Here is a 22527-nt window from a genome sequence, read left to right as displayed (position 1 = left end):
TACGGCGCGTGATTAGTCGCGTGCCTGGAACTTCATCGGGATGCGCACGCCGCGCTCCTGCGCGACCTCGTTGGCGCGGGAGTAACCGGCATCCACGTGGCGGATGACGCCCATACCCGGATCGTTGGTGAGCACAGCCTTGAGCTTCGCCTCGGCGAGCTCGGTGCCGTCAGCCACCGTGACCTGGCCGGTGTGGATGGAACGACCCATGCCCACGCCACCACCGTGGTGGATGGATACCCAGGTCGCGCCGCCGGACACAGCGGTCATGGCGTTGAGCAGCGGCCAGTCAGCCACAGCGTCGGTGCCGTCGAGCATGGACTCGGTCTCGCGGTACGGGGAGGCCACGGAGCCGGAGTCCAGGTGGTCACGGCCGATGACGATCGGTGCCTTGACCTTGCCTTCCTTGACCAGGTTGTTGAAGATCACGCCGGCCTTGGCACGCTCGCCGTAGCCCAGCCAGCAAATACGTGCCGGCAGGCCCTCGAACTCCACGTACTCCTCGGCCGCATCGAGCCAGCGGTGCAGGTGCTCGTTGTCCGGGAAAGCCTCCTTGATGGCCTGGTCGGTGACCTTGATGTCCTCCGGGTCGCCGGAAAGTGCAACCCAGCGGAACGGGCCAAGGCCCTCGCAGAACAGCGGGCGGATGTAGGCCGGGACGAAGCCCGGGAACTCAAACGCGCGGGAGTAGCCGGCCTTGCGGGCCTCGTCGCGGATGGAGTTGCCGTAGTCGAACACCTCGGCGCCCTCGTCCTGGAACTCGACCATTGCCTGGACCTGTGCGGCCATGGCCTCGCGGGCCTTCTTGGTAAAGGTGGTCGGGTCGGCGTCTGCCTCGGTGTGCCAGTCGGCGAACGGGATCTCGCTTGGCAGGTAGGACAGCGGGTCGTGTGCGGAGGTCTGGTCGGTGACGATGTCCACGGTGAACTCGCCAGCGCGGTGGCGGCGCAGCATCTCCGGGAAGACCTCGGACGCGTTGCCGACGAGGCCCACGGACAGGGCGCGCTTCTCGTTCTTCGCGTCGGTGACCAGCTTGATTGCTTCCTCGAGGTCGGTGGTGACCTCGTCGAGGTAGCGCTTGCCCTGGCGACGCTTCAGGCGGCCCTCGTCAACATCGACGATGAGGCAGGCACCACCGTTGAGGGTGACGGACAGCGGCTGTGCGCCACCCATGCCGCCGCAGCCGCCGGTCAGGGTCAGGGTGCCGGCGAGCGTGCCGTTGAAACGCTTCTTCGCCACAGCCGCGAAGGTTTCGTAGGTGCCCTGCAGGATGCCCTGGGTTGCGATGTAGATCCAGGAACCGGCCGTCATCTGGCCGTACATCATCAGGCCCTCGTCCTCGAGCTCGCGGAAATGCTCCCAGTTAGCCCAGTCGCCCACCAGGTTGGAGTTGGCGATGAGCACGCGCGGCGCCCACTCGTTGGTCTTCCACACGCCGACCGGCTTGCCGGACTGGACCAGCAGCGTTTCGTCGGACTCGAGGTCCTTCAGCGTATCGACGATCGCGTCAAAGGCCTCCCAGCTTCGGGCCGCACGACCGGTGCCGCCGTAGACGACGAGATCATCGGGGCGCTCCGCAACCTCCGGATCAAGGTTGTTCTGCAGCATGCGCAGCGGGGCCTCGGTCTGCCAGGACTTTGCAGTGATCTCAGTGCCTCGCGGGGAGCGGACCTCGCGTGCACCTTCGGACCAGTTCTTCGCCATGGGAATCCTTTCTACGGCTCATTGAGTTTCGTGATGCAGGAGCACAATCCGACAGGAATGTAACCTGCGTTACATTGAGGATAAGGGGGCGATGTGGTTGCTGGAAGACAGTTTTTGCCCAGTTTGTCTCGGATACGAGACAAACCGGGTAGTGGGGGTTAAAAGATCAGGTACGCGATCGGCACCGTCAGGATGATGGACAGCACCACGCGCTGGAACCAGATGATCACCATGTGGCTGATCTTCAACGGGATGTCCGTGGCCAGCACCGCCGGGATCATCGAGGAGAAGAAGAACACCTGGCTGATGGAGACCACACCAACGGTGAAGCGCAGTACGTCAGACTCGTTGCCAGCCGCCAACGTTGCCGGCAGGAACAGCTCAGAGAGGCCGATGGCAAACGCCTCGGACGCGAGCCACGGATCCGGCAACTGGAACACCCACGCCAGCGGATAGAACAGCGCGCCCAGAATCTTGAACGCCGGGGTGTAGAACGCCAGCGCCAAGCCGATGATGCCAACAGCCATGATGCCCGGGATGACCTGGATGGTCATGATCACGCCGTCTTTGAAGTTGCGCCAAATGGTCTTCGGCAGCGACTCCGCCTGCGCCAAAAACGCCTTCGCTTCCTTCCACGCGGCGGCGAACAGGTTGCCCTCCACGCGCTCCTCCGGCTGCGGGGTAGCGCCCGGGTAGTAATCGTCCGGGATCGTGCTCAACGGAGGGATGCGGACGACGACGATAGTGACTAGGAAGCACACAAGGAGCGTGACCGCGAAGTACACGCCCCAGATGTGCATCAGGTCCAGCGTTCGCGCCACAACCACCATGAACGTCGCCGATGCGGTGGAGAACCCAGCCGCGATGATCGACGCTTCGCGCGCCGTATAGCCGCCGGTGCGGTAGACGCGGTTGGTAATCAAAAGGCCCAGCGAGTATGACCCCAAAAACGACGCCACTGCGTCAACGGCCGACTTACCCGGGGTGCGATACACCGGCCGCATGAACCGCTGCACCATCACACCGATGAATTCCATCAGGCCGAAGCCAACCAGCAAACCCAAAAATACGGCACCCACTGGGATAAGCAGGCCGACGGGGATGACGAGTTTGTTCAGGATGAAGGGGCCGAGGCGTTCGTCGAAAAGAAATGCGGGGCCGAAGTTGAACACGAGCATCGCGCACAACACCACCGCCAACGCGGAGAGGAACGCGAACACGGCACGCGCTTTATCCTCGCGCCACTTACCGGTGGCGAATTGGTAGACGGCGCCGGCGGTGATCATCACCAGGGTGATGTACGGCAGGGCGCCGGCAAGTGAGGACTGGAGCCAGCCCACAATGTGGTCCAACAGAATCGTGTTCTTCTCCCCGACAGTAAACGGGACGAAAAACGCAAAGGAACCGATCGCGCTGTAGAGGAAAAACCTCCACTTGTTCTTCGGCTCCAGGCTGTCCACCTCGTGCTCGGGCGGAAGGGACGGGACTGCGGCGATGTTGTCGCCCGGAATCCAACGGGTGCTGCCACCACGACGTGGGGTCTGTGTTTCATCCATGGTGCTGCTCCTTTACGGAACTCAGGTGGTGCGCGGATCTTCGCTCAACCAGGACTGGATACGTTCGTTGTCTTGCCCCAACTCCGGCGCCGGCGTTGGCTTGCCCATCCCGGCGAGCTTGAGCGGGGAGGCGAGGGTGCGGAACCCATCCGTTTCTTCAACCACCACACCGCGTTCCTGGGCGAACGGGCTGCGTAGTGCCTCGTCCAGGTCGTACACGCGGGCGGTGGGCACACCATGTTCTTCAAACAGGGCGATGGTCTCCGAGCGTGTCTTTGTGCTCAGCGCTTCTTCGATCAGTTCGCGCAGCGCAACCCGGTTGTCGGAGCGGGCCACCGGCTCTGCAAAGCGATGGTCGGTGGCCATCTCCGGGATGCCCAGCGCGTTGGCCAGGCGCTCGAACAGCCGGTTCGTGGTGATCGCGATGACTACGTCGCCGTCCTTGGTCGCATACGTGGAAAACGGCGCTGACAGGCCGTGGTCGTTGCCGATGCGGGTGGGCGGGGTGTCGTCGTAAAGCGCACGCATGCCTACGGACTCCATGACGGAGATGAGCGAGTCGTACATAGCAAGGTCCAAATGCTGGCCGGTGACGGTGGATTCACGCTGGTAGAGCGCCGAAACCGTGCCGATTGCGGCGTAGAGGCCCGGGATGAGATCACCCAGCGAGATGCCCACACGCGTCGGCTTGCTGTTCGGCCAACCCGTAATCGACATCAGGCCACTCATCGCCTGCGCAACCAGGTCGTACGCCGGTTCCTTGGCAAGCGAGCCCGTCTGGCCGAAGCCGGAGATACTCGTGACCACGAGGCGCGGGTTGATCTCCAGCAAATCCTTCGGCGCAAGGCCGAGCTTCTCAAGCACACCAGGGCGGAAATTTTCGACGACCACATCAGCGCGGCGGACCAGATCACGCAACACTTCCTTGTCGTCGTCGTTCTTGAAGTCCAGCGTGATGCCCATCTTCGAGCGGTTGAACAGGCGGTAGTAGGCGGACGTGCCGTCGACGAACGGGCCGAACTGACGCGAATCGTCACCCCACGGCGACTCCACCTTGATCACCTCAGCACCGAGGTCCGCCAAGATCATGGAGCAGAACGGGCCTGCGAGTACGCGGGAGAGGTCAAGGACGCGGATTCCGGAAAGCGGTGCATTCATAGTGTTTCCTCCTGCGTGGACTAGACGAAGGCCGATTCGCCCGTGATGGAGCGACCGACGATGAGCTGGTTGATGTCGTAGGTGCCCTCGTAGGAGTAGATGGCCTCGGCGTCGTTGAAGATCTTCGCCATGCGGTAATCCGAGATCAGGCCGTTGCCGCCGAGGATCTCGCGGCCGAGCGCGACCGTCTCACGCATGAGCTTCGAGGTGAACGCCTTGGCCAGCGCGGACTGCTCGTTGTTCGCGGAACCGCGATCCTCCATGCGGGCCAACTGGGCCATCATCGACTCGGAGGCAACGAGGTTGCCCTGCATGGTGGCCAGCTTGTTCTGGTTGAGCTGGAACGAGGAGATCTTCTTGCCAAACTGGATGCGCTCATCCGCGTAGCCGAGTGCCACGTCGAGCGCGCCCATTTGCGTACCGACGGCCTGCCAACCCACCGTGGAGCGTGCACTCTTGAACACCTTGTTGATGTCCTTGAACGAGTTCGCGCCCTCGAGCTTGTCGCTGTCCGGAACAAACACGTTGTCGAGCGTGATGTCGGCGTTTTGCACCGCGCGGATGGCAATGCGGTTTTCCATCAGCGTGGCCGTGTAGCCCTCGGACGTGGTGTCCACGATGAAGCCCTTGACCTGCTCGTCCTCCGGGTCGCGGGCGTAGACGGCGACGTAGTCGGAGAAGGTTGCGTTGCCGATCCAGCGCTTCGCGCCGTTGAGGATCCAGCCGCCATCCACCTTGGTGGCTGTGGTGCGCATGCCCTGGGCAACGTCGGAGCCAGCCTCCGGCTCCGTGATCGCAAGCACGCCGGTCTTGCGCACGGCGTAGAGGTCCGGCAGCCAGCGCTCCTTCTGCTCCTCCGAGCCGAGCAGCTCGATGCTGCCGGTGAACAGGCCGTCCTGGCCGGAGAAAAACGTGCCCACGGAACCGTCGGCGCGGTGAATCTCCGCCGCGACGAGGCCGGCCAGCAGGCGGGAGCGACCCTGGCCGCGCACGAGGCTGATGATGTTGAGCTCGCCTATCGACGGCAGCAGCTCGTGCGGGAACTCCGAACGGTTCCAGTAGTCCACCGCGATCGGGAGCACCTTCTCCTTTGCCCAATCGCGGACGTTGTAGAGGATGTCCTTTTCCTCCGTGGACAGTTCGCTTTCAAAGTCGTAGAAATCGCCATTCGGGTACCGGCCAGCCATGGTGAGACTCCAATCACAATCTGCGGGGGTTAATGATGTAGGCGACAGTGTATGGAGTTTTCCGTGGTAACAAAGGGGGCAGTGTCGCCAGTTGTCTGGGTTCCCAGACTATTGGTGATGCGTAATAGAAAACGGGCGGCGCCGATGCTGCGGCGCCGCCCGTTGAGTAGTGCGGTTTAGCGAAGTGTGCCCACAACCGCTTCAACGGCCTTGACGTAATCGCCGCCCTTGACCAAATGCACGGAATGCTCAATCTCCGGGGCCAGGAAACGATCGGTGCCCGGGCCCTCCACATGCTTACGCAGCGTGGCCAGAGCTGCACCGGTGCCGACGGACGGCTCACTCTCGCGCATGTCCAGCGCACGCGCGGCGGTGAGGATCTCCACCGCAAGCACGCGCTGCAGGCCATCGATGCTGCGGCGCAGCTTGCGGCCCGCCGACCAGCCCATGGAAACGTGGTCCTCCTGCATCGCGGACGACGGGATCGAATCCGCAGACGCCGGCACCGCGTTGCGCTTGAGCTCGCCGACAATGCCTGCCTGCGTGTACTGGGCGATCATGTGGCCGGAATCCACGCCCGGGTCGCCCGCGAGGAACGCGTTGAGGCCGCGGTTGCGCGCCGGGTCGAGGAAGCGGTCCGTGCGGCGCTCGCTAATCGACGCCAAATCCGCCACCACAATCGCCAAAAAGTCCAACACGTACGCCACCGGTGCGCCGTGGAAGTTGCCGTTCGAGGCAACACGGCCGTCCTTGGCCACCACCGGGTTATCGTTCGCGGCGGCGAGCTCGCGGTCGGCCACCGTGGTCACGTACGTCAGTGTGTCGCGGAAACCGCCGGCGACCTGCGGGGTGCAACGGATCGAGTACGCATCCTGCACGTCGTTAGCCTTGAAGTCCTCGAGTGCGGCCGCCAGGATCGGCGAATCCGCCGCCACGGTGCGGATGTTGTACGCGGCATCCGCCTGGCCCGGGTGCGGGCGCAGCTGCTGCAGGTCGTCGTCGAAAACGGACAGCGTGCCGTTGAGGCCCTCCACGCTCATCGCGGTTGCGATGTCCGAAACCTTGGCGGCCTCGCGCAGATCTGCGATGGCCAGGCACAGCATGCCAAGCATACCGTCGGTGCCGTTGATCAGCGCCAAGCCTTCTTTTTCGCGCAGGACCAGCGGCTCGATGCCCGCCTGGGACAGGGCGTCAGCGGCCGGGATGATCTCACCACCCTTGACGCGGACCTCACCCTCGCCCAGCAGGGCCAAGGCGCAGTGGGCCAGCGGCGCCAAGTCGCCGGAGCAACCCAGTGAACCGTACTCGCGCACCACCGGCGTGATCCCAGCGTTCAGCGCGGCGGCGTAGGTCTCCGCCACCACCGGGCGCACACCCGTGCGGCCCGTGCACAGCGTGGACAGGCGCAGCAGCATCAGCGCGCGAATGACCTCTTCTTCCACCTCCGGGCCGGAGCCCGCGGCGTGGGAGCGCACCAGCGATACCTGCAGCTGCGCGCGCATATCTTCCGGGATGTGCTTCGTGGCCAGGGCGCCAAAGCCAGTGGAGACGCCGTAGACCGGGGTCGGGTCCGCAGCGAGCTCCTCGATGCGCTCACGGGTAGCGGCGATTTCCTCGAGCGCCGCCGGATCGATCTCAACGTTTGCGCCGTAGCGCGCGACGGCGACGACGTCCTCAACGGACAGCGCGCCGATGCCTACTGTGACGGGGGTAATAGTTGTCATGCGTGCGATGCTAGATCACACCGGTGTAGTGCTCAACGATTACCAAAAAACTGCGTGCGCAAGCGTGCCGAGGCATCCTCCAAAGCCCCCAAAAGTGCCTGCTTATCGGTGCTTCCCACCGGGAACGTCGCCGCAAGCGCCGCCGCCGGTCGCTCCAGATGGTCCAGCACCGCAACCGCCACGGACTCCTGCCCGCGCGAGACTTCCTCGCATTCGCTTTCCCAGCCGTGCTCGCGGACGTCGATAAGCTGCGCTTTGACCTCGCTGTACCGACGACGCTCGCCGGACGACGTGAACACCGCGCGCAACTCCGCGTCCGGCAAATACGCGAGCATGATGCGACCCGACGCCGTAGCCAACGCCGGCAAACGCACACCAACCTCCGTCACCAACGACACCGCCCCCGGAGCACGCACCTCGTGCAGGTACACAATCTCCGACCCGGCCAGGCGCGTCAGGTGAGCCGAACCCCCAGCAAACGCAGCAATACGGGCGAGAGGCTTCGTCGCGAGCCGCACCAGCGGCTGCTGCGTGGTGTACGCCTGCGACATCCGGTACGCCGCCAACCCCAACCCGTACGTGCCCGGGTTTTTCAAGTGCACCACAAAGCCGGAATCCTCCAACTCGCGCAGCAAGTGGTACGTCGTCGAACGGGGCAGCTCCAACTCGCGTTGAATACGGGTCGCAGAAATCGGCGCATCTGTAGTGGACAGCAGCGACAGGATGCGCAGCACATTGTGCGCAGCGGGAACCTGGGGCTTATTCATCGCCTCTCAGTATGCCTCGACGCTAGGCTCGTGTGGCATGAATACAGTCACAGCACCACTTTTCGCACCCGCACCCGACTGGACCGGCCGCGACGACGGCCCCGGAGCCGAGCACGCCCGCTGGCACAGCGTGATCTCCACCAACGCCGAACCACAGGAAGGTGCCGTGCACCTCATCGGCTTTGCCTCCGACGAAGGCGTTGAGCGCAACGGCGGCCGCCAAGGCGCCGCCCAAGGCCCCGAGGCGTTGCGCGCCGCACTCGGCTCGCTCGCTATTCACCACGAGCGCACGCTTATCGACGCCGGCACCGTCACCACCCAAAACGACGACCTCGAATCCGCGCAACGGACCCTTTCAGACAAGGTGTATGACCTCGTCACCATGCAAGGCGTAGACGGCATGACCGTCGTGCTTGGCGGCGGACACGAAACCTCCTTTGCCACCCACCGCGGCGCCTACGAGGCCATCGGCCCGATGCACATCATCAACTTCGACGCCCACTTCGACCTGCGCACCGCCAGCCGACCCACCTCCGGCACACCCTTCCGCCAGATCGCCGACCTAGCGGGCAGCGACTTCGACTACTCCGTCTTCGGCATCTCCCAGCCCAACAACACCAAGGTGCTCTTCGACACCGCCGACGACCTCGGTGTGACCACCGTGCTGGACACCGAACTTGCTGAAATGTCGATGCGCGAAGCCGTCTACCGCGCCCTCGCCTCCGTCGACGGCGACCTGCCGATCCACCTCTCCATCGACCTCGACGTCCTTCCCGCCGCCGTCGCGCCGGGTGTGTCCGCCCCCGCGGGCTTCGGCGTGGACTACGCGAAACTGCGCGCCATGGTCTCCGCCGTCGCCGCCACCGGCCGCGTCGCGCTGCTGGATGTTGTCGAACTCAACCCCGATTTCGACGTAGATAACCGCACCGCCAAAGCCGCAGCACGGCTTATCGACGATGCGGTAACGGCGACGGCAGCTTAGAACAGCAGGTAGGCGACGGGCACCGTAATGATCACGGTGAGCACCACGCGGATGAACCAAATGATGACCATCTTCACGATGTTCAGCGGAATGTCCGTCGCCAACACCGCCGGCACCATCGCCGAGAAGAAGAAAATCTGGCTCACGCACACCACAGCAATGGTGAACTTCAACACCATGTCATCCGAACCCGCCGTCAGCGTGGCCGGCAGGAACATCTCCGCCAAGCCGGTCGCCAGCGCACCCGACGTTGCCCACGGATCCGGCAGGCGCAGCAACCACACCACCGGATAGAACACCACGCCAACGGCCTTGAACACCGGGGTGTACGTCGCCAGCACCAGGCCAATCACGCCAACCGACATGATGCCCGGCGTGACCTGCACCGCCATGACCAAACCGTCGCGGAAGTTCGTCCACAACACCTTGCCCAACGAATCCGCACGGTTGAGCTCAATCTTCGCCTCACGCCATGCCGCCTTGAAACGGTTACCGGTGATCTCCTTCTCCGGATGCGGCGTCGCCCCCGGGTAATAATCCTCCGGAATGCGCGAAATCGGAGGGATGCGCACCGTAATCGCCGTCACGATAAACGTGATGATGAAGGCGATAAAGAAGTACGCGATCCAGTGCTCCATGATGTCGAGCGTCTTAGCGACGATCACCATAAACGTGGCCGACACCGTAGAAAAACCTGCAGCAACAATCGACGCCTCACGCCCGTTATAGCTGCCGTTCTTATACATACGATCCGTGATCAACAGGCCCAGCGAGTAGGAACCAAGGAATGACGCCACCGCATCCACCGCAGACTTGCCCGGAGTGCGGAACACCGGGCGCATGATCGGCTGCACCATCACGCCAATGAACTCCATCAGGCCAAAGCCCACCAGCAAACCCAAGAAGATCGCGCCGACCGGAATCAGCAGGCCGACCGAGATCACCAACTTATCCAGGATGAACGGACCAATATCCGGGTTGAACAACCACTCCGGGCCGAACCCAAACGTCAGCATCGCGCACAGCACAATCGCCAGCACAGACAGTGCCGCAAACGCCATGCGTGCGTAGTCCTCTTTCCAGCGTCCAGTGACGAACTGGTAGATCGTGCCAGCGATGATCGCCGCCAGCGCCAGGAAACGGGTGCCCTCGCCGAGCGTCGTCGTGATCCACGTGACGATGTGATCCAACAAAATCGTCGACTTCGAACCATTTACCGAAAACGGCACGAAGAACGCAAAAATGCCGATGGCGCTGTACACAAAGAAACGCCACACCGCCTGAGGCTTCACATCCGCATCGGGGGTGAAGTCGGGATCGGGATCAGCCGGTTGGGTGGAGTCGTCGACAAGCACATGCGAACTTGCGGGCAAGTCCTTTACCGGCCAAGCAGGCGAGTACTTACGCAAGCGATTCGTGCGCTTACCAGCGGGTTCCATAAACATCCTTTCAATACTGCAGCGGCGTCCGCAACGTCTGCCCAACAATTGGGGCCGAATATTTTTGGTGCCGAAGAATAATTTTTACACAAAAAGTGACACACGGCACAAAGTAATGGTCTAGATTCTCTAGTTACTTGAAGCGACGTTCAAGAAAACCCCAGCACACAAACAAAAGGAGGGCGCCATGGAAGGGTTCATCGCCACCCTCAATGGCCTCATTTGGTCCAACTGGTTGGTATTCCTGTGCCTCGGCGCAGGCGCATACTTCACACTCGTCACCCTGTTCCTGCAGATCCGTTGCCTGCCGGACATGATCCGCCAACTGAAATCCGGCGAAAAGTCCGAGGAAGGCATCTCCTCGTTCCAATCCCTGATGATCTCCCTGGCCGGCCGTGTCGGCGTCGGCAACATCGCCGGCGTCGCCACCGCCATCGCCTTCGGCGGCCCCGGCGCAGTCTTCTGGATGTGGCTCGTCGCCCTACTCGGCTCCGCAACCTCGTTCATCGAGTGCTGCCTCGCCCAGATCTACAAGGAAACCGACCGCGACACCGGCGAATACCGCGGTGGCCCCGCCTACTACATCGAAAAGGCCTACAAGCACACCACCGCCGCACCATTCATGCTGGTCTACGCCATCATCTTCGCAATCTGCATGCTGCTGGCAACCTCCTACTTCCTCCCCGGCATCCAGGCCAACGGCGTAGCCGCAGCCGTGGACAACGCATGGGGCATCGACGTCAAGATCTCCGCAGCCGTCATGGCGATCCTCCTCGCCTTCATCATCATCGGCGGCGTGAAGCGCATCGCGAACTTCGCATCCATGGTCGTCCCGTTCATGGCCGCCATCTACATCATCATCGCCATCGTCGTCCTCTTCGCCAACGCCTCCGACATCCCCGAAGTCTTCGGCATCATCTTCCGCTCCGCCTTTGACAAGGAAGCAGCATTCTCCGGCATGCTCGGCGCAGCCATCATGTGGGGTGTCAAGCGCGGCATCTACTCCAACGAAGCAGGCCAGGGCACCGGACCGCAGTCCGCAGCAGCCGCCGAGGTCTCCCACCCGGCTAAGCAGGGCTTCGTCCAGTCCTTCGCCGTCTACATCGACACCCTCTTCGTCTGCTCCGCAACCGCCTTCATCATCATCTCCACCGACATGTACAAGGTGTTCGAAGGCCAGTCCGAAGACGGCGCCGTAGTCTACGACGGCTCGCTTCCCGACGGCGTGCCCGTCGGCCCCGGCTTCGTCCAAGAAGGCCTGAACTCCTTCTCCGCCGGCCTCGGCCCATCCTTCATCGCGCTGGCCATCATGTTCTTCGCCTTCACCACCGTGCTGGCGTACTACTACATGGCAGAAACCAACTCCGTCTACCTCAACCGCTGGGTAAAGAACGAAGGCGCCCGTAAGGCCATCATCTGGGGCCTACGCGTCCTGATCATCGCTGCCGTGTTCATCGGCGCAACCACTACCCCGGGCAACGCGTGGGCACTCGGCGACATCGGCGTGGGCGCAACCGCATGGCTCAACATCGTCGCCATCCTCTTCCTGCAGGTCCCGGCCCTCAAGTGTCTGTGGGACTACCGCCGCCAGAAGAAGGCCGGTATCGACCCGCACTTCGACCCCGAGGCCCTCGGCATCAAGAACGCCGACTTCTGGGTTGAGCGCAAGAACGAGCTCATCGCCGCTGGCAAGTGGCCCGGCGTTGAGGGCACCGCAGGTGCTGCTGGTGCTGGCTCTGGCTCGACGGTCGTGCGACCAGACGAGCAGTAAGCGCTTACTGCTCTAAGCCGGTCCCCGGGTTTGCGCCCGGTGGCCGGCTTTTTCGTGCGTGGCGGGGTGGTTCGGTTGGGTGCTGGCCCCAAACGGTACATCCAACACAGCTCATTTCGCTGATTTTCGACGAAATGCACCGTGTAGGAGGCGCCGTTTAGCTTTGCGACGCCCCCCACCGACCCCACCGCCACAGATGGTGAGAACGCAACGGAGAGCTTGCGAGTTTTTACGCGTCTTCACCGTTGTGTTCTCACCATGTGCGGGAGGGGCGGGGGCGGGGGAAAGGAGGCGCAGCCGGCCCACCCGCCAACCGGCCGCCAACCAGCCGCTACCGCAGCCGGGCGAACAGGGCTTCGGCTGCCTCGTCGTCCCAGAGCACCACGTTGCCCACTTCGGTGTCGGCGAAGCCGCCGATGGGCACGGTCTCGGTGTCAAGGCCGCCGCGCATAGCGAAGGCGATGCGGGCGAGGTTCCAAACGTGGTCGCCGGAACCGACGGTGAGCAGGGTTGGCGCGACCCATAGCAGGCGTCCAACACGGAACGGGTTGAGGAACACCGCAGGTGAGAACACTCGTGAGGTCAATGCGCTGAGGAATTCGCGTTGGCGGACGACGCGGTCGAGGTCGCCTTGGGCGGTAGCGCGGGTGCGTACGTAGCCGAGTGCGGTGGGGCCGTCCATCTTTTGGCAGCCGGGCTCGACGAACAGGTTGGCGAGGGGGTCGTCGATAGGTTCGGCAACGCAGATTTCCACGCCTCCGACGGCGTCGACAACGCCGGCGATGCCGCCCATGCCGATTTCGGCGTAGCGGTCGATGTGTAGCCCGGTGTTTTGCTCGACGGTCTGCACGAGGAGTTCGGGGCCGCCGAGGGCGAACGCGGCGTTGATTTTGTCGTAGCCGTATCCGGGTACTGGCAGGTAGGAGTCGCGCGGGATGGACATCAGGGTTGCTTTGCCGCGTAGGGGCAGGTGGAGCAGCATAATGGTGTCGGTGCGTGTGGAGCCGATGTCGCCGCCGGTGCCGAGCCGTTCGACGTCGCGTTCGCTCAGGCCCGTGCGTGAGTCGGAACCGACGAGGAGCCAGTTGGTGCCGGCTGTATTGCCGATTTGTTCGTCGGGGAGTGCGGCGACGCGGTTGAGGCGGGCGTCGGTAAGGAGGACGGACGCGAGCGCGATCACGATGATGAGGGCGATGATGCTGCCGCATCCAGGGCGTTTTGCTTGACGACGACGCCCCGCCGACCTTTCCCTCCTCTTGGACACCTGCAGCGGCATCGGCCGTTCATCACGGGGTGCCTGACGCTGCGCGGGCCTGTACTGGCCCTGCGCTGGGCGCTGTCCGGGCCGGTACTGCACCGGCCGTGAAGCTTCGCGTGGCGGGTACTGGGGTGCGCGGCGCGGCTCGTAGGCGGGACGCGGCTCGTACACGGTGTGGCCCGGTTCGACGCGGCGCTCCGCGTGAGGCTCCACACGGCGCTCTGTGCGGGAATCCGCAGGCCGCGCAGGCTGCGAGGGCCGGCGGCGGACGGGCCGGCCGTAGCGGTCGACGAGGGGTTTTCCGTCTTTGCCCAGGACGAACTCGCCCGCGTTGTCGCGGGGGTCGTTGGAGTGGGGCGTCGTTGACATGAAAACAGTGTAACCAGTGTGACGCGTGTGGTTAGATTCCGAGCCACGACAGGTCGAGGAGCGGGTAGGCGATAAACGCCACGGCGTCGATGAGGAAGTGGGCGATGATCAGCGGCCAGATGCGCCCGGTTTTGTGGAAGTACCAGGCAAACACCACGCCCATGACGATGTTGCCCAGGCCTGCCGAGACGCCCTGATACAGGTGGTAGGACCCGCGCAGCACGGCGGAGGCGGCGATGAACTGCCAGGGCTTCCACCCGAGTTGGCGCAGGCGGGTGACGAGGTACATCACCACGACGATTTCTTCGCCGAAGCCGTTTGCCAACGACCACAGCAGGGAGGTGGGGATCTGTACGGCCTCGGTGGTCGGCACGACAACCTTGGATAGGCCGAGGTGTACGGCGGCGACGTAGAACGCGAGCCCGGGCAGGCCGATCAGGGCGGCGAATCCGGCGCCGCGGGCGAGGTCGGGGAGGCGGGGTAGGCGCCAGTGCTCGTCGAGAAGAAACCATGCGAGTCCACCCCACGCGAACAGGGTCAGCGCTGAGCATGCCTGGAGGGCGAGGTCGAGCCATGGGATGGTGGAGGTGGCGTCGTAAATTGTGGTGGTTTGTTGGTTGAGCGGGGCTTTGAGCAGCGAGTCGATCAGGCGCAGGGCTGCACGCAGGCCCGCGGTGCCGAACGTGACGGCGAGGACCAGCAGGATCTCTATCTTTAGGCGCCGTTGCATGCGGTAACTTTAGCGCCATGCACGAATTGTGGGCGCGCACCGTCGTCGAGGTTGTCGGCCGGGAGTATCCGGCGGCGATGCACCACGCGAGCGCCTGCCCGACCGACACGGACGTCACCCCGCGTCGCCTGCACCCGGCGTTTTGGGGTTCCTACGACTGGCATTCGTGCGTGCACATGCTGGCCAGTGGGGTGAAGTTGCACAAGCTAGTCAGCGACCCCTCGCTTACCGCCCTGCTCAACCAGCGCCTGACCGCCGACAACATCGCCGCCGAGGCCGTCTACCTGCGTGAGCACCCGCTGTACGAGCGGCCGTATGGCTGGGCGTGGGCGCTGCAACTCTGCAAGGTCACGCTCGGCACCCCGTGGGAGGCCGCGATGACGCCGCTGGCCAGCCAACTCGAGGGGAACATCACCGCGTGGCTGGGCACGCAGCAGTTGCCGGTGCGCCACGGTGTGCATAGCAACTCCGCGCTCGCGCTGCTGCTGATCATCGACGCCGCCGACGCACTCGGCCTCCACAAGCTCCGCTTGCTTTGCGACGACACCGCCCGCGCCTGGTTCCACAACGACCACGCCTACCCACACACCTGGGAACTGTCCGGCCACGACTTCGTCCCCAACGGGCTGGCGCAGGCAGCCCTGATGCAGCGCGTACTCGGCGAGGATTTCCCCGCCTGGCTAGACTGCTTCTTCACTCCGGGTGCGCTGGAGTTCTACGCCACCCCCCTCCAGGTCAACGACCCCGAGGACGGCCAGCAGGCCCATCTGCTCGGGCTAATGCTGACGCGGGCGTGGTTGCTGCGGGCCATCGGTAAGCCAGAGGGCACGCAGATGCTTATCGACACCACCGTGCCCCACCTCACCGGCACCAACTTCATGGCCACACACTGGCTGATCACCTACGCGCTACTCGCTGAAGAAACAGCACAGGAGAAGAAATGACACGAATTGCGTATCTCGGACCCGAGGGCACCTTCACCGAGGAGGCGGCGCGCCGCTTCGACTCCACAGGCCAAGCCGAGTTCGTCCCGGTTGACTCGCCTGCGGCGGCGCTCAAAGCGGTCGCGGAAGGCAAGACCGATTGGGCGGTGTGCGCGATTGAGAACTCCGTCGACGGTGCGGTGACCACCACCGCCGACGCGCTCGTCGACACCCCCGGCGTGCAGATCTACGCCGAGACGGAACTGTCCATCGCGTTCGCCATCATGACACGCGCGGGCGAAACACTGGGCAGCGCCCGCCGCTTGGCCACCCATCCGGTGGCGTACAGCCAGGTCAAACGCTGGGTTGGTGAGCACGCGCCGGGCGTGGAGTTCGTCCCGGCGTCCTCGAACGCGGCCGCGGCGAAGATGGTCGCGGACGGCGAGGCGGACGTGGCGGCCGCGCCCGAGCGCGCCGCGGACCTGTTCGGCCTGGACGTTCACGCCCGTGGGGTGGCGGATATGGAGACGGCGCGGACGCGGTTTGTGCTCGTCGGTAAGCAAGGCAAGGTACCGGCCGCAACAGGCAACGACCGCACCGCCATCGTCTTTCGCACCCCCAACAAACCAGGCACCCTGGTCGGCGCGCTACAAGAGTTCGCGGTGCGCGGGGTGGACATGTCGCGCATCGAGTCGCGCCCGACCCGCAAAGAGCCCAACACGTACAACTTCTTCGTCGACCTTGTGGGCCACATTGACGACGACCCCATCGCCCAGGCGATTGCCGCCGTGGGGGAGCAGACGACGCAGATACGCATGCTCGGGAGCTGGCCGAAGGCCTAACCCCAGCCGAGGGCGTGCAGCTCGTGTTCCTCTAGCCCGAAGTAGTGGCCGACCTCGTGCAGGACAGTCACCTTCACCTCGTGGCGCAACTGCTCCTCGTCAGCGCAGATGGCTTCGAGTGCGTTTTTGTAGATGAACACCGCATCGGGAAGGAACCCGGAATGGTTGGAGTGCTGCTCGGTCAGCGGCACGCCCTCGAACAGGCCAAGCAATGTGGGGTCGTCGGGGTTGAAGTCGCGGGCCAAAATCACCATGTTCTGCATGTGTTCGGCGAAGCGGTCCGGGATGGTGTCCAACGCGTCGTTGATCATCTCCTCGAACAGCTCGTCGCTGACCGGGGCCATCATCAGAACTGCACCGGAGCCGCAGGAGCCGGGGCTGGCGCTTCGGGGGCTGGGGCCTCAGGGGCCGGGGCTGGTGCCTCGGGGGCTGGAGCCTGCGACTGGTTCGCCTGCTGCTCAGAGCGTAACGGGCGGCGTTCGGGGCGTGCGGGTGGCGGGGCGTCGTCGATAAGCAAATGCTCGCGGCCCTGCGTCGCAGACCCGGTGAGGTTGGCAAACTGGCCCTCCGGGCGCGAGAACATCAACGCACAATTGGCGCTGCGGGAACCGCCCTCCCAGGCGGCCGGGGTCTGCGAGGTCCAGAAGGGGCGCAGCGCGATCTGGTAGAGCGCTTCCTCGCTGCCCAGGTAATCCTGCGCGGCCTGAGTGCACACGTCGCCGAGGTACTTGTCCTGCTCCTCGACGGACGGGGTGTGGTCCGCGAAGTGTTTTGCCAGGTTGACGCGGCTGGTGATCTCCAACTGGTGCGGCTTGTCGCATGGCACCACCGACAGGGAGTTGGCGGCGTCGATGGCCACGCACTCGCCGGCCTCAAACACGCGGGCCTGGTCCGCCTCCGCAACTCGGCCGGAGGTCAGCACCGGCTCGCCGTTGCTGTCGGTTTCCTGCAGGCCGCACAGCATGGTGCGGTCCCCGTTTTGCCACGCGTCGGCCGGCGGCAGGATCGGAGCGATGGAGTAACGCCCGTTCGGGTCGTACTTGCCGTCCAGGTAGCGCAGGGTTGCCGCGCCACAGAGTTCCTCGCGCAGTTGCGCCTGGCGGGTCTGGTTTGGCAGCGGCGCCTCGGGCCCGAACTCGGAGGTGGGGTAGGTGGCCAGGTCCTCGCGCGCGGCAACCTCGAAGCGGTGCTCGCCGGCGCAATCCGCCTGCTCAAAGTTGGTATGGGTGCCATCTTCGGCAACCTGCCACGTCAAACACGAGCCGGCGTCGGCGGTGGTGAACGACGCCGCCTCCGCAACAGAACTCGAGGTAGACGAGCCGTCCGCCGGGTTCGCGGAGCCGGAACTATCGGCGGTCAGTCCGTAGGTGCCAGCGCCCACCGTGCCCGCCAGAGTGGCGATGAGAAAGGCGCGCAGCGCGGTCTGTTTCGAAGCCATGGCGCACCATTATTCCACTTCGCGGGCGACCCGTGTAGTCAGCCGGTAGCGGTCCGTGCGGTACACCGAGGAGCAATACTCCACGTTGCTGCCGCCACTGCGGGCGTAGCGCAGGATGTGGAGCAGGGCGGTGTCCGGGGTGACGTCGAGAAGCGGTGCGTTGTCGGGGCCTGCCGTGACGGCGGTGACGGTCTGCTCCGCTTCTGTGATGCCCAGCCCGTATTCGTTTTCCAGCAGGGTGTACACGGAGTGGTAGACGTCGTTTTCCAGCAGGTCAGGCACAAGGATGGAGTTGTACCAGGCGTCGTCGACGGCGTACGGTTCGCCGTCGCCAAGCCTTAAGCGCCGCAGGCGGATGTGCTCAGTCGTGGGCGGGGTGCCAAAGAACGTGGCCACCGCGTCCGGCGGAGTCGTGCGCTCAGAGAGCAAGATTCTCGACGACGCCTCCACCCGCTGCGCTCGCATCTCGTCCGAAAAACTCGCCAGGTGCAGACGGCTCACCAGCGGGGCAGGCGCCACAAACGTGCCTTTGCCGCGCACCCTGCGCAAACGGCCAGCGGACACAAGATCTCCGATCGCGCGACGCACCGTGATGCGAGACACGCCGTAGGCCTCTTCTAATGCCCGCTCGCCAGGCAGGGGGTCGCCGGGGGAGAGCTCGGTGGAGATCAGCTCGTCGATAATCGCGCGCAGCTGCTCATGCTTGGGCACGGGGCCGTCAGTGATGCGGGTGGGCATAAGGCCACCATAGCGCACTGGTTATGACCGGATAGCGGATCGGCGTACGCGCGTCGGGGAACAAGGTAAGGTATGCAACTGTGATTGATCTGAAGCGTGTGCGCGAAAACCCCGAGGCAGTCCGCGAGTCCCAGCGAGCTCGCGGAGAGGACCCAGCGCTTGTCGACGAGCTCTTGGCCGCCGACGAAGCCCGACGCTCTGCGATCCAAGCAGCAGATGAGCTGCGCGCCGAGCAAAAAGCGTTCGGTAAAAAGATTGGCCAGGCCGCTCCGGAGGACCGCCCGGCACTGCTGGAAGGCTCTAACGAGTTGAAGGCCCGCGTGAAGGAAGCCGAAGCTGCGGAAGCCGAGGCGCAGGAGAAGCTGGAGAAGCTGCAGTACTCCATCGCCAACGTCATCGAGGGCGCCCCGGCTGGCGGCGAAGAGGATTTCGTGGTCCTCGAGCACGTCGGCGAGGTCCCCGAGTTCGACTTTGAGGTCAAGGACCACCTGGACCTCGCCGAGCCGCTCGGCCTGATCGACATGAAGCGCGGCACCAAGGTCGGCGGCGCGCGCTTCTACTACCTCACCGGCGACGGCGCCTGGATGCAGCTGGGCATGCTCATGCTCGCAGCTCAGAAGGCACGCGAGGCTGGCTTCAAGCTCATGATTCCGCCGGTGCTGGTACGCCCGGACATTATGCAGGGCACGGGCTTCCTCGACGCGCACGACGAGGAGATTTACTACCTGGAGCGCGACGATATGTACCTCGTCGGCACCTCCGAGGTCGCGCTTGCCGGCCTGCACCAGGACGAGATCATCGACCTGTCCGACGGCCCGCTGCTCTACGCCGGCTGGTCCTCCTGCTTCCGCCGCGAGGCCGGCTCCTACGGCAAGGACACGAAGGGCATTTTGCGCGTCCACCAGTTCGACAAACTCGAAATGTTTGCCTACTGCAAGCCGGAAGACGCAGAGGAGATGCACCAGAAGCTCCTTGGCCTGGAGCGCGACATGCTCGCCGCCGTTGAGGTGCCGTACCGCATCATCGACGTCGCAGCCGGCGACCTCGGCTCCTCGGCAGCCCGTAAGTACGACACGGAAGCGTGGGTGCCGTCGCAAAACACCTACCGCGAACTGACGTCTACCTCGAACTGCACCACCTTCCAGGCTCGTCGTCTGCAGACGCGCTACCGCGACGCCGACGGCAAGACCCAGATTGCCGCAACCCTCAACGGCACCTTGGCCACCACCCGCTGGCTCGTCGCCATCCTGGAGAACAACCAGCAGGCCGACGGTTCCGTGCGCGTCCCTGAGGCGCTGCGTCCGTGGGTTGGCAAGGAAGTGCTCACGCCCTAATGAAACTGCGCGCCTACCGTGGATTCAACGTCCCGCAACGCTTTACTGAAAGCCCAGCCCACCGTGAGGAGGCGGTGGAGCGCTTCTACCAGGGGCTCGTGGGTACGCTACGGCGCGTGATGCGGGCGTTGAACATCGACGTGACCGTCATCGGCGCCGAACACGTCCCCACCGAGGGCGGCGCGCTTATCGCCGGTAACCACACCGGTTACGCCGACTTCATCCTCATGGGCACCGGCCCCTACCTGCGCGGCGAGCGCCTCGTGCGCTTCATGGCCAAACAGGAAGTCTTCGACGTACCCGTCCTCGGACGCCTGCTGCGTAAGATGCATCACGTGCCGGTCAACCGCGCCCACGGCAGCACCGCCATCGCGCCCGCCGTGGAGCGACTTCGCAGCGGCAACCTGGTGGGCATCTTCCCGGAAGCGACCATCTCCCGCTCGTTCGAACTTGCCAGTTTCAAAACCGGCGCCGCGCGCATCGCCCATCAGGCCGGTGTGCCGCTCATCCCGTGCGTGATCTGGGGATCGCAACGTATTTGGACCAAGGACCTGCCGAAACACTTCCGCAATGTGCCGGTCATCGTCCGCTACGGCGCACCCGTCGAACTCACCGGTGACGCCGAGGCCGACACCGCGGAACTCAAACGCCAGATGCAATTGCTTCTCGACGAATCCCGCACCGAATACACCGCACTCGCCGGCCCCGGCACAGGTGAGCCCTGGCTGCCCGCCGCCCTCGGCGGCACCGCACCCACTATTGAGGAGGCCGACCGGATCCACGCCGAGGAACGCGCCGAGAAAGCCGCGAAGAAGGGCCGGAAACCATGACCACCTCGCTGCCGGACACCGCACCCCGCCTGATCATCTCTGACATCGACGGCACCTTCATCACCTCCGCCGGCCGCGTCACCCCGCGCCTGCGCAACGTGGTAACCCGTGCGATTTCCAGCGGCGCTCATTTCGGCCTGGCCACCGGCCGTCCCCACCGTTGGCTCATCCCGGTGCTCGAGCAGCTCCCGGTCGCACCCGTATGCGTGTGCGCCAACGGTGCCGTGGTTTACGACCCCACCGAGGACCGCGTCCTCCACGCCCACGAACTCAGCCCCGACACCATGGGCGAAATCCTCCACGACGTCGAACGGGCGCTTGCCGACGTTTACCACGGCTACGGCGTCGAACGCGTCGGCTCCTCAGCCCTCGACCCGGAGGACGAATGCTTCCTGATCACGCCGGAGTACAACCCGGATGCGTGGGATAGTCGGTTTGGTGTCGTCGATAAGCAAACGCTCATCGAGGTGCCCGCCGCGAAACTGCTGGTCCGCTGCCCCGACATGACCTCCGCCGAGATGTACGACATCATCGCACCGCTTATCGACGACACCGTCGCCCACGTCACCTACTCCATGGACGAAGGCCTCATCGAAATCTCCCGACCCGGCGCCAACAAAGCCACCGGCGCCCAATACCTCGCCGACCGCTACGGGCTTACCGCCGCCGAGACAATCGCGTTCGGCGACATGCCCAACGACCTGGAGATGCTCCAGTGGGCGGGCACCGGCGTGGCCATGGCTAACGCCAAACCCGAACTCAAAGACGCCGCCGACCACGTCACCAACACCAACGACGAACACGGCGTCGCCGCAGTCCTCGAGCGCTGGTACTAGGTCTGTTCTGTTATGCCGCGCGTTGTTCTAACTCCTCCAACCAGTCGCGATAGTTCACGTCCACCCGATTCGGCAACTCTCTCACGCCGGGGCTGCTGTCGATCACAGTCTGCAGCGACGCGATGAACTCGGTGGACGTTGCACGGTCCCACCTCACCCGCCTGACAACTGCGCCCTGGTTTTGAAGCTGGGTTTCGCGCTCGCGTTCGTCGCGAAGCATGCTCGCTGCATCTCCCATTACCCCGCTCGTCTTCTCGAGACCGTCGGCCTCCACAACGAGAAACCCATTGATCAGTATGTCCGCCCAGGCCATCATCGGGCGGCCGTCACGTTCCCGAATCCGCAGGCCAACCTGGAACTCGAGCGTGACCACCCCGGAAAGCGTTCCGTCTGCGATCGCACGCAGGATTGCGTCGCGCACAATCGTCTCCAACACACTCGCTGACGTATCCGTCGCGTATTCGATGAGTTTCCGGAACCCCGCGATCCCGCGTGCTTTCGGCAGCGCTCCCGTTTTATCCAGTAGGTATTCCGTGGTCAGGTGGCGGTGCTTCCACCTCGCCGACTCGATCTGCACCAGCGCTTCAGTGCGCCCGTGGTACCTGAACGAGTCGAACATCGCCCTGATCGCCGTCGCCGTGCGAACCCCCTTGTGTACGAGGTACTCCTGGTCGGTGAGGATTCCACTTCTGTAGATGCGATGGGCATCGCCGCGCTTCCACGGCCTCGTTTCTCCTGGTAGTGCAAGGTCGACTTTGGTGACCCAGTTATATGTCGAGAGTCCTAGCCACCTGGCCGCGGCTGGACCTGTGATTACTGCAGATCTGGACTTTGCTGCGACGTCTTGAATGAGTTCGAGTTCTGCTTCGCGTTTCTTCTGTAAATCCCCCATGTAGGCAATATTGCACCCGACTGCTGCGCTGTAAAGGGGGTCTTTGCGC

20 protein-coding genes are annotated in these 22527 nt (G+C 64.2%); 7 read left to right on the top strand and 13 right to left on the bottom strand.

What is annotated here, in order from left to right:
• Positions 1-12: 12 nt before the first annotated feature.
• The 6 genes from hutU to CCOY_RS11325 form a co-directional block, all read right to left on the bottom strand.
• Positions 13-1704 carry a urocanate hydratase gene (gene hutU / locus CCOY_RS11350; protein WP_083279459.1) on the bottom strand — a complete coding sequence of 564 codons (1692 nt, stop codon included), beginning with the start codon at positions 1702-1704 and terminating at the stop codon, positions 13-15.
• Between the two features lie 158 nt (positions 1705-1862).
• Positions 1863-3260 carry a YjiH family protein gene (locus CCOY_RS11345; RefSeq protein ID WP_143028432.1) on the bottom strand — a complete coding sequence of 466 codons (1398 nt, stop codon included), beginning with the start codon at positions 3258-3260 and terminating at the stop codon, positions 1863-1865.
• 21 nt (positions 3261-3281) lie between these two features.
• Complete coding sequence (locus tag CCOY_RS11340; protein WP_092100897.1) at positions 3282-4418, bottom strand: CaiB/BaiF CoA transferase family protein; 1137 nt, start codon at positions 4416-4418, stop codon at positions 3282-3284.
• Positions 4419-4438: 20 nt separating this feature from the next.
• Positions 4439-5605: an acyl-CoA dehydrogenase family protein gene (locus CCOY_RS11335; protein WP_070422648.1), complete on the bottom strand. Its 1167-nt coding sequence runs from the start codon at positions 5603-5605 to the stop codon at positions 4439-4441.
• 176 nt (positions 5606-5781) lie between these two features.
• Positions 5782-7329, bottom strand: a complete 1548-nt coding sequence (hutH, locus tag CCOY_RS11330) for a histidine ammonia-lyase (protein WP_092100895.1) — start codon at positions 7327-7329, stop codon at positions 5782-5784.
• 32 nt (positions 7330-7361) lie between these two features.
• Complete coding sequence (locus CCOY_RS11325; protein WP_092100893.1) at positions 7362-8096, bottom strand: IclR family transcriptional regulator; 735 nt, start codon at positions 8094-8096, stop codon at positions 7362-7364.
• A gap of 37 nt (positions 8097-8133) precedes the next feature.
• Here CCOY_RS11325 and hutG point away from each other — a divergent pair, with 37 nt between their 5' ends.
• Positions 8134-9078: a formimidoylglutamase gene (gene hutG, locus CCOY_RS11320; protein ID WP_092100891.1), complete on the top strand. Its 945-nt coding sequence runs from the start codon at positions 8134-8136 to the stop codon at positions 9076-9078.
• Here the strand turns inward: hutG and CCOY_RS11315 are convergent.
• Positions 9075-10517, bottom strand: a complete 1443-nt coding sequence (locus tag CCOY_RS11315; protein WP_092100889.1) for a YjiH family protein — start codon at positions 10515-10517, stop codon at positions 9075-9077. The genes hutG and CCOY_RS11315 overlap by 4 nt on opposite strands.
• Before the next feature lie 187 nt (positions 10518-10704).
• On the opposite strand from CCOY_RS11315, the gene CCOY_RS11310 reads away from it, so the two are divergent.
• Positions 10705-12288: an alanine/glycine:cation symporter family protein gene (locus CCOY_RS11310; protein WP_092100887.1), complete on the top strand. Its 1584-nt coding sequence runs from the start codon at positions 10705-10707 to the stop codon at positions 12286-12288.
• Positions 12289-12619: 331 nt separating this feature from the next.
• Here CCOY_RS11310 and CCOY_RS11305 read toward each other — a convergent pair whose 3' ends face one another.
• Positions 12620-13915 (bottom strand): LCP family protein, encoded by a 1296-nt coding sequence (locus CCOY_RS11305; protein WP_092100885.1) that lies wholly within the window; start codon positions 13913-13915, stop codon positions 12620-12622.
• Positions 13916-13946: 31 nt separating this feature from the next.
• Entirely contained in the window at positions 13947-14645 is a 699-nt protein-coding gene (locus tag CCOY_RS11300; protein ID WP_092100883.1) for a CPBP family intramembrane glutamic endopeptidase, read from the bottom strand.
• 17 nt (positions 14646-14662) lie between these two features.
• On the opposite strand from CCOY_RS11300, the gene CCOY_RS11295 reads away from it, so the two are divergent.
• Both CCOY_RS11295 and pheA read left to right on the top strand, forming a co-directional pair.
• On the top strand, positions 14663-15589 hold the full coding sequence (locus tag CCOY_RS11295) for a DUF2891 family protein (RefSeq protein WP_092100881.1): 927 nt from the start codon (positions 14663-14665) through the stop codon (positions 15587-15589).
• On the top strand, positions 15586-16410 hold the full coding sequence (pheA, locus tag CCOY_RS11290) for a prephenate dehydratase (protein ID WP_092100879.1): 825 nt from the start codon (positions 15586-15588) through the stop codon (positions 16408-16410). Before CCOY_RS11295 ends, pheA begins: the two co-directional genes overlap by 4 nt.
• Here the strand turns inward: pheA and CCOY_RS11285 are convergent.
• Genes CCOY_RS11285 through CCOY_RS11275 form a run of 3 tightly spaced genes read right to left on the bottom strand, consistent with a single transcriptional unit; the run spans position 16407 to position 18586 of the window.
• Positions 16407-16754: a metallopeptidase family protein gene (locus tag CCOY_RS11285; RefSeq protein ID WP_070568884.1), complete on the bottom strand. Its 348-nt coding sequence runs from the start codon at positions 16752-16754 to the stop codon at positions 16407-16409. The genes pheA and CCOY_RS11285 overlap by 4 nt on opposite strands.
• A 2-nt stretch (positions 16755-16756) precedes the next feature.
• A complete protein-coding gene (locus CCOY_RS11280; RefSeq protein WP_092100877.1) occupies positions 16757-17848 on the bottom strand; it encodes a septum formation family protein in 1092 nt (363 codons plus the stop codon).
• 9 nt (positions 17849-17857) lie between these two features.
• On the bottom strand, positions 17858-18586 hold the full coding sequence (locus CCOY_RS11275; RefSeq protein ID WP_070483168.1) for a GntR family transcriptional regulator: 729 nt from the start codon (positions 18584-18586) through the stop codon (positions 17858-17860).
• 80 nt (positions 18587-18666) lie between these two features.
• Here CCOY_RS11275 and serS point away from each other — a divergent pair, with 80 nt between their 5' ends.
• The 3 genes from serS to CCOY_RS11260 are packed head-to-tail and all read left to right on the top strand — an operon-like array spanning position 18667 to position 21586.
• Positions 18667-19920: a serine--tRNA ligase gene (gene serS, locus CCOY_RS11270; RefSeq protein WP_070839557.1), complete on the top strand. Its 1254-nt coding sequence runs from the start codon at positions 18667-18669 to the stop codon at positions 19918-19920.
• A complete protein-coding gene (locus CCOY_RS11265) occupies positions 19920-20750 on the top strand; it encodes a lysophospholipid acyltransferase family protein (protein ID WP_070422638.1) in 831 nt (276 codons plus the stop codon). The genes serS and CCOY_RS11265 overlap by 1 nt, the downstream gene beginning before the upstream one ends.
• Complete coding sequence (locus CCOY_RS11260) at positions 20747-21586, top strand: HAD family hydrolase (protein WP_092100874.1); 840 nt, start codon at positions 20747-20749, stop codon at positions 21584-21586. Before CCOY_RS11265 ends, CCOY_RS11260 begins: the two co-directional genes overlap by 4 nt.
• Before the next feature lie 10 nt (positions 21587-21596).
• On the opposite strand, the gene CCOY_RS11255 is transcribed toward CCOY_RS11260, so the two are convergent.
• Positions 21597-22478 carry a hypothetical protein gene (locus tag CCOY_RS11255; protein ID WP_143028431.1) on the bottom strand — a complete coding sequence of 294 codons (882 nt, stop codon included), beginning with the start codon at positions 22476-22478 and terminating at the stop codon, positions 21597-21599.
• Between the last annotated feature and the right edge of the window lie 49 nt (positions 22479-22527).

Origin of the sequence: Corynebacterium coyleae (assembly GCF_030408635.1) — a bacterium.
In the GTDB taxonomy this organism is placed as follows: domain Bacteria; phylum Actinomycetota; class Actinomycetes; order Mycobacteriales; family Mycobacteriaceae; genus Corynebacterium; species Corynebacterium coyleae.
This window is presented reverse-complemented; position numbering and strand designations above follow the sequence as displayed.

Coding starts and splice junctions, on each gene's coding strand:
- hutU (WP_083279459.1), bottom strand. CDS start 1,704: ATGGCGAAGAACTGGTCCGAAGGTGCACGCGAGGTCCGCTCCCCGCGA.
- CCOY_RS11345 (WP_143028432.1), bottom strand. CDS start 3,260: ATGGATGAAACACAGACCCCACGTCGTGGTGGCAGCACCCGTTGGATT.
- CCOY_RS11340 (WP_092100897.1), bottom strand. CDS start 4,418: ATGAATGCACCGCTTTCCGGAATCCGCGTCCTTGACCTCTCCCGCGTA.
- CCOY_RS11335 (WP_070422648.1), bottom strand. CDS start 5,605: ATGGCTGGCCGGTACCCGAATGGCGATTTCTACGACTTTGAAAGCGAA.
- hutH (WP_092100895.1), bottom strand. CDS start 7,329: ATGACAACTATTACCCCCGTCACAGTAGGCATCGGCGCGCTGTCCGTT.
- CCOY_RS11325 (WP_092100893.1), bottom strand. CDS start 8,096: ATGAATAAGCCCCAGGTTCCCGCTGCGCACAATGTGCTGCGCATCCTG.
- hutG (WP_092100891.1), top strand. CDS start 8,134: ATGAATACAGTCACAGCACCACTTTTCGCACCCGCACCCGACTGGACC.
- CCOY_RS11315 (WP_092100889.1), bottom strand. CDS start 10,517: ATGGAACCCGCTGGTAAGCGCACGAATCGCTTGCGTAAGTACTCGCCT.
- CCOY_RS11310 (WP_092100887.1), top strand. CDS start 10,705: ATGGAAGGGTTCATCGCCACCCTCAATGGCCTCATTTGGTCCAACTGG.
- CCOY_RS11305 (WP_092100885.1), bottom strand. CDS start 13,915: ATGTCAACGACGCCCCACTCCAACGACCCCCGCGACAACGCGGGCGAG.
- CCOY_RS11300 (WP_092100883.1), bottom strand. CDS start 14,645: ATGCAACGGCGCCTAAAGATAGAGATCCTGCTGGTCCTCGCCGTCACG.
- CCOY_RS11295 (WP_092100881.1), top strand. CDS start 14,663: ATGCACGAATTGTGGGCGCGCACCGTCGTCGAGGTTGTCGGCCGGGAG.
- pheA (WP_092100879.1), top strand. CDS start 15,586: ATGACACGAATTGCGTATCTCGGACCCGAGGGCACCTTCACCGAGGAG.
- CCOY_RS11285 (WP_070568884.1), bottom strand. CDS start 16,754: ATGGCCCCGGTCAGCGACGAGCTGTTCGAGGAGATGATCAACGACGCG.
- CCOY_RS11280 (WP_092100877.1), bottom strand. CDS start 17,848: ATGGCTTCGAAACAGACCGCGCTGCGCGCCTTTCTCATCGCCACTCTG.
- CCOY_RS11275 (WP_070483168.1), bottom strand. CDS start 18,586: ATGCCCACCCGCATCACTGACGGCCCCGTGCCCAAGCATGAGCAGCTG.
- CCOY_RS11265 (WP_070422638.1), top strand. CDS start 19,920: ATGAAACTGCGCGCCTACCGTGGATTCAACGTCCCGCAACGCTTTACT.
- CCOY_RS11260 (WP_092100874.1), top strand. CDS start 20,747: ATGACCACCTCGCTGCCGGACACCGCACCCCGCCTGATCATCTCTGAC.
- CCOY_RS11255 (WP_143028431.1), bottom strand. CDS start 22,478: ATGGGGGATTTACAGAAGAAACGCGAAGCAGAACTCGAACTCATTCAA.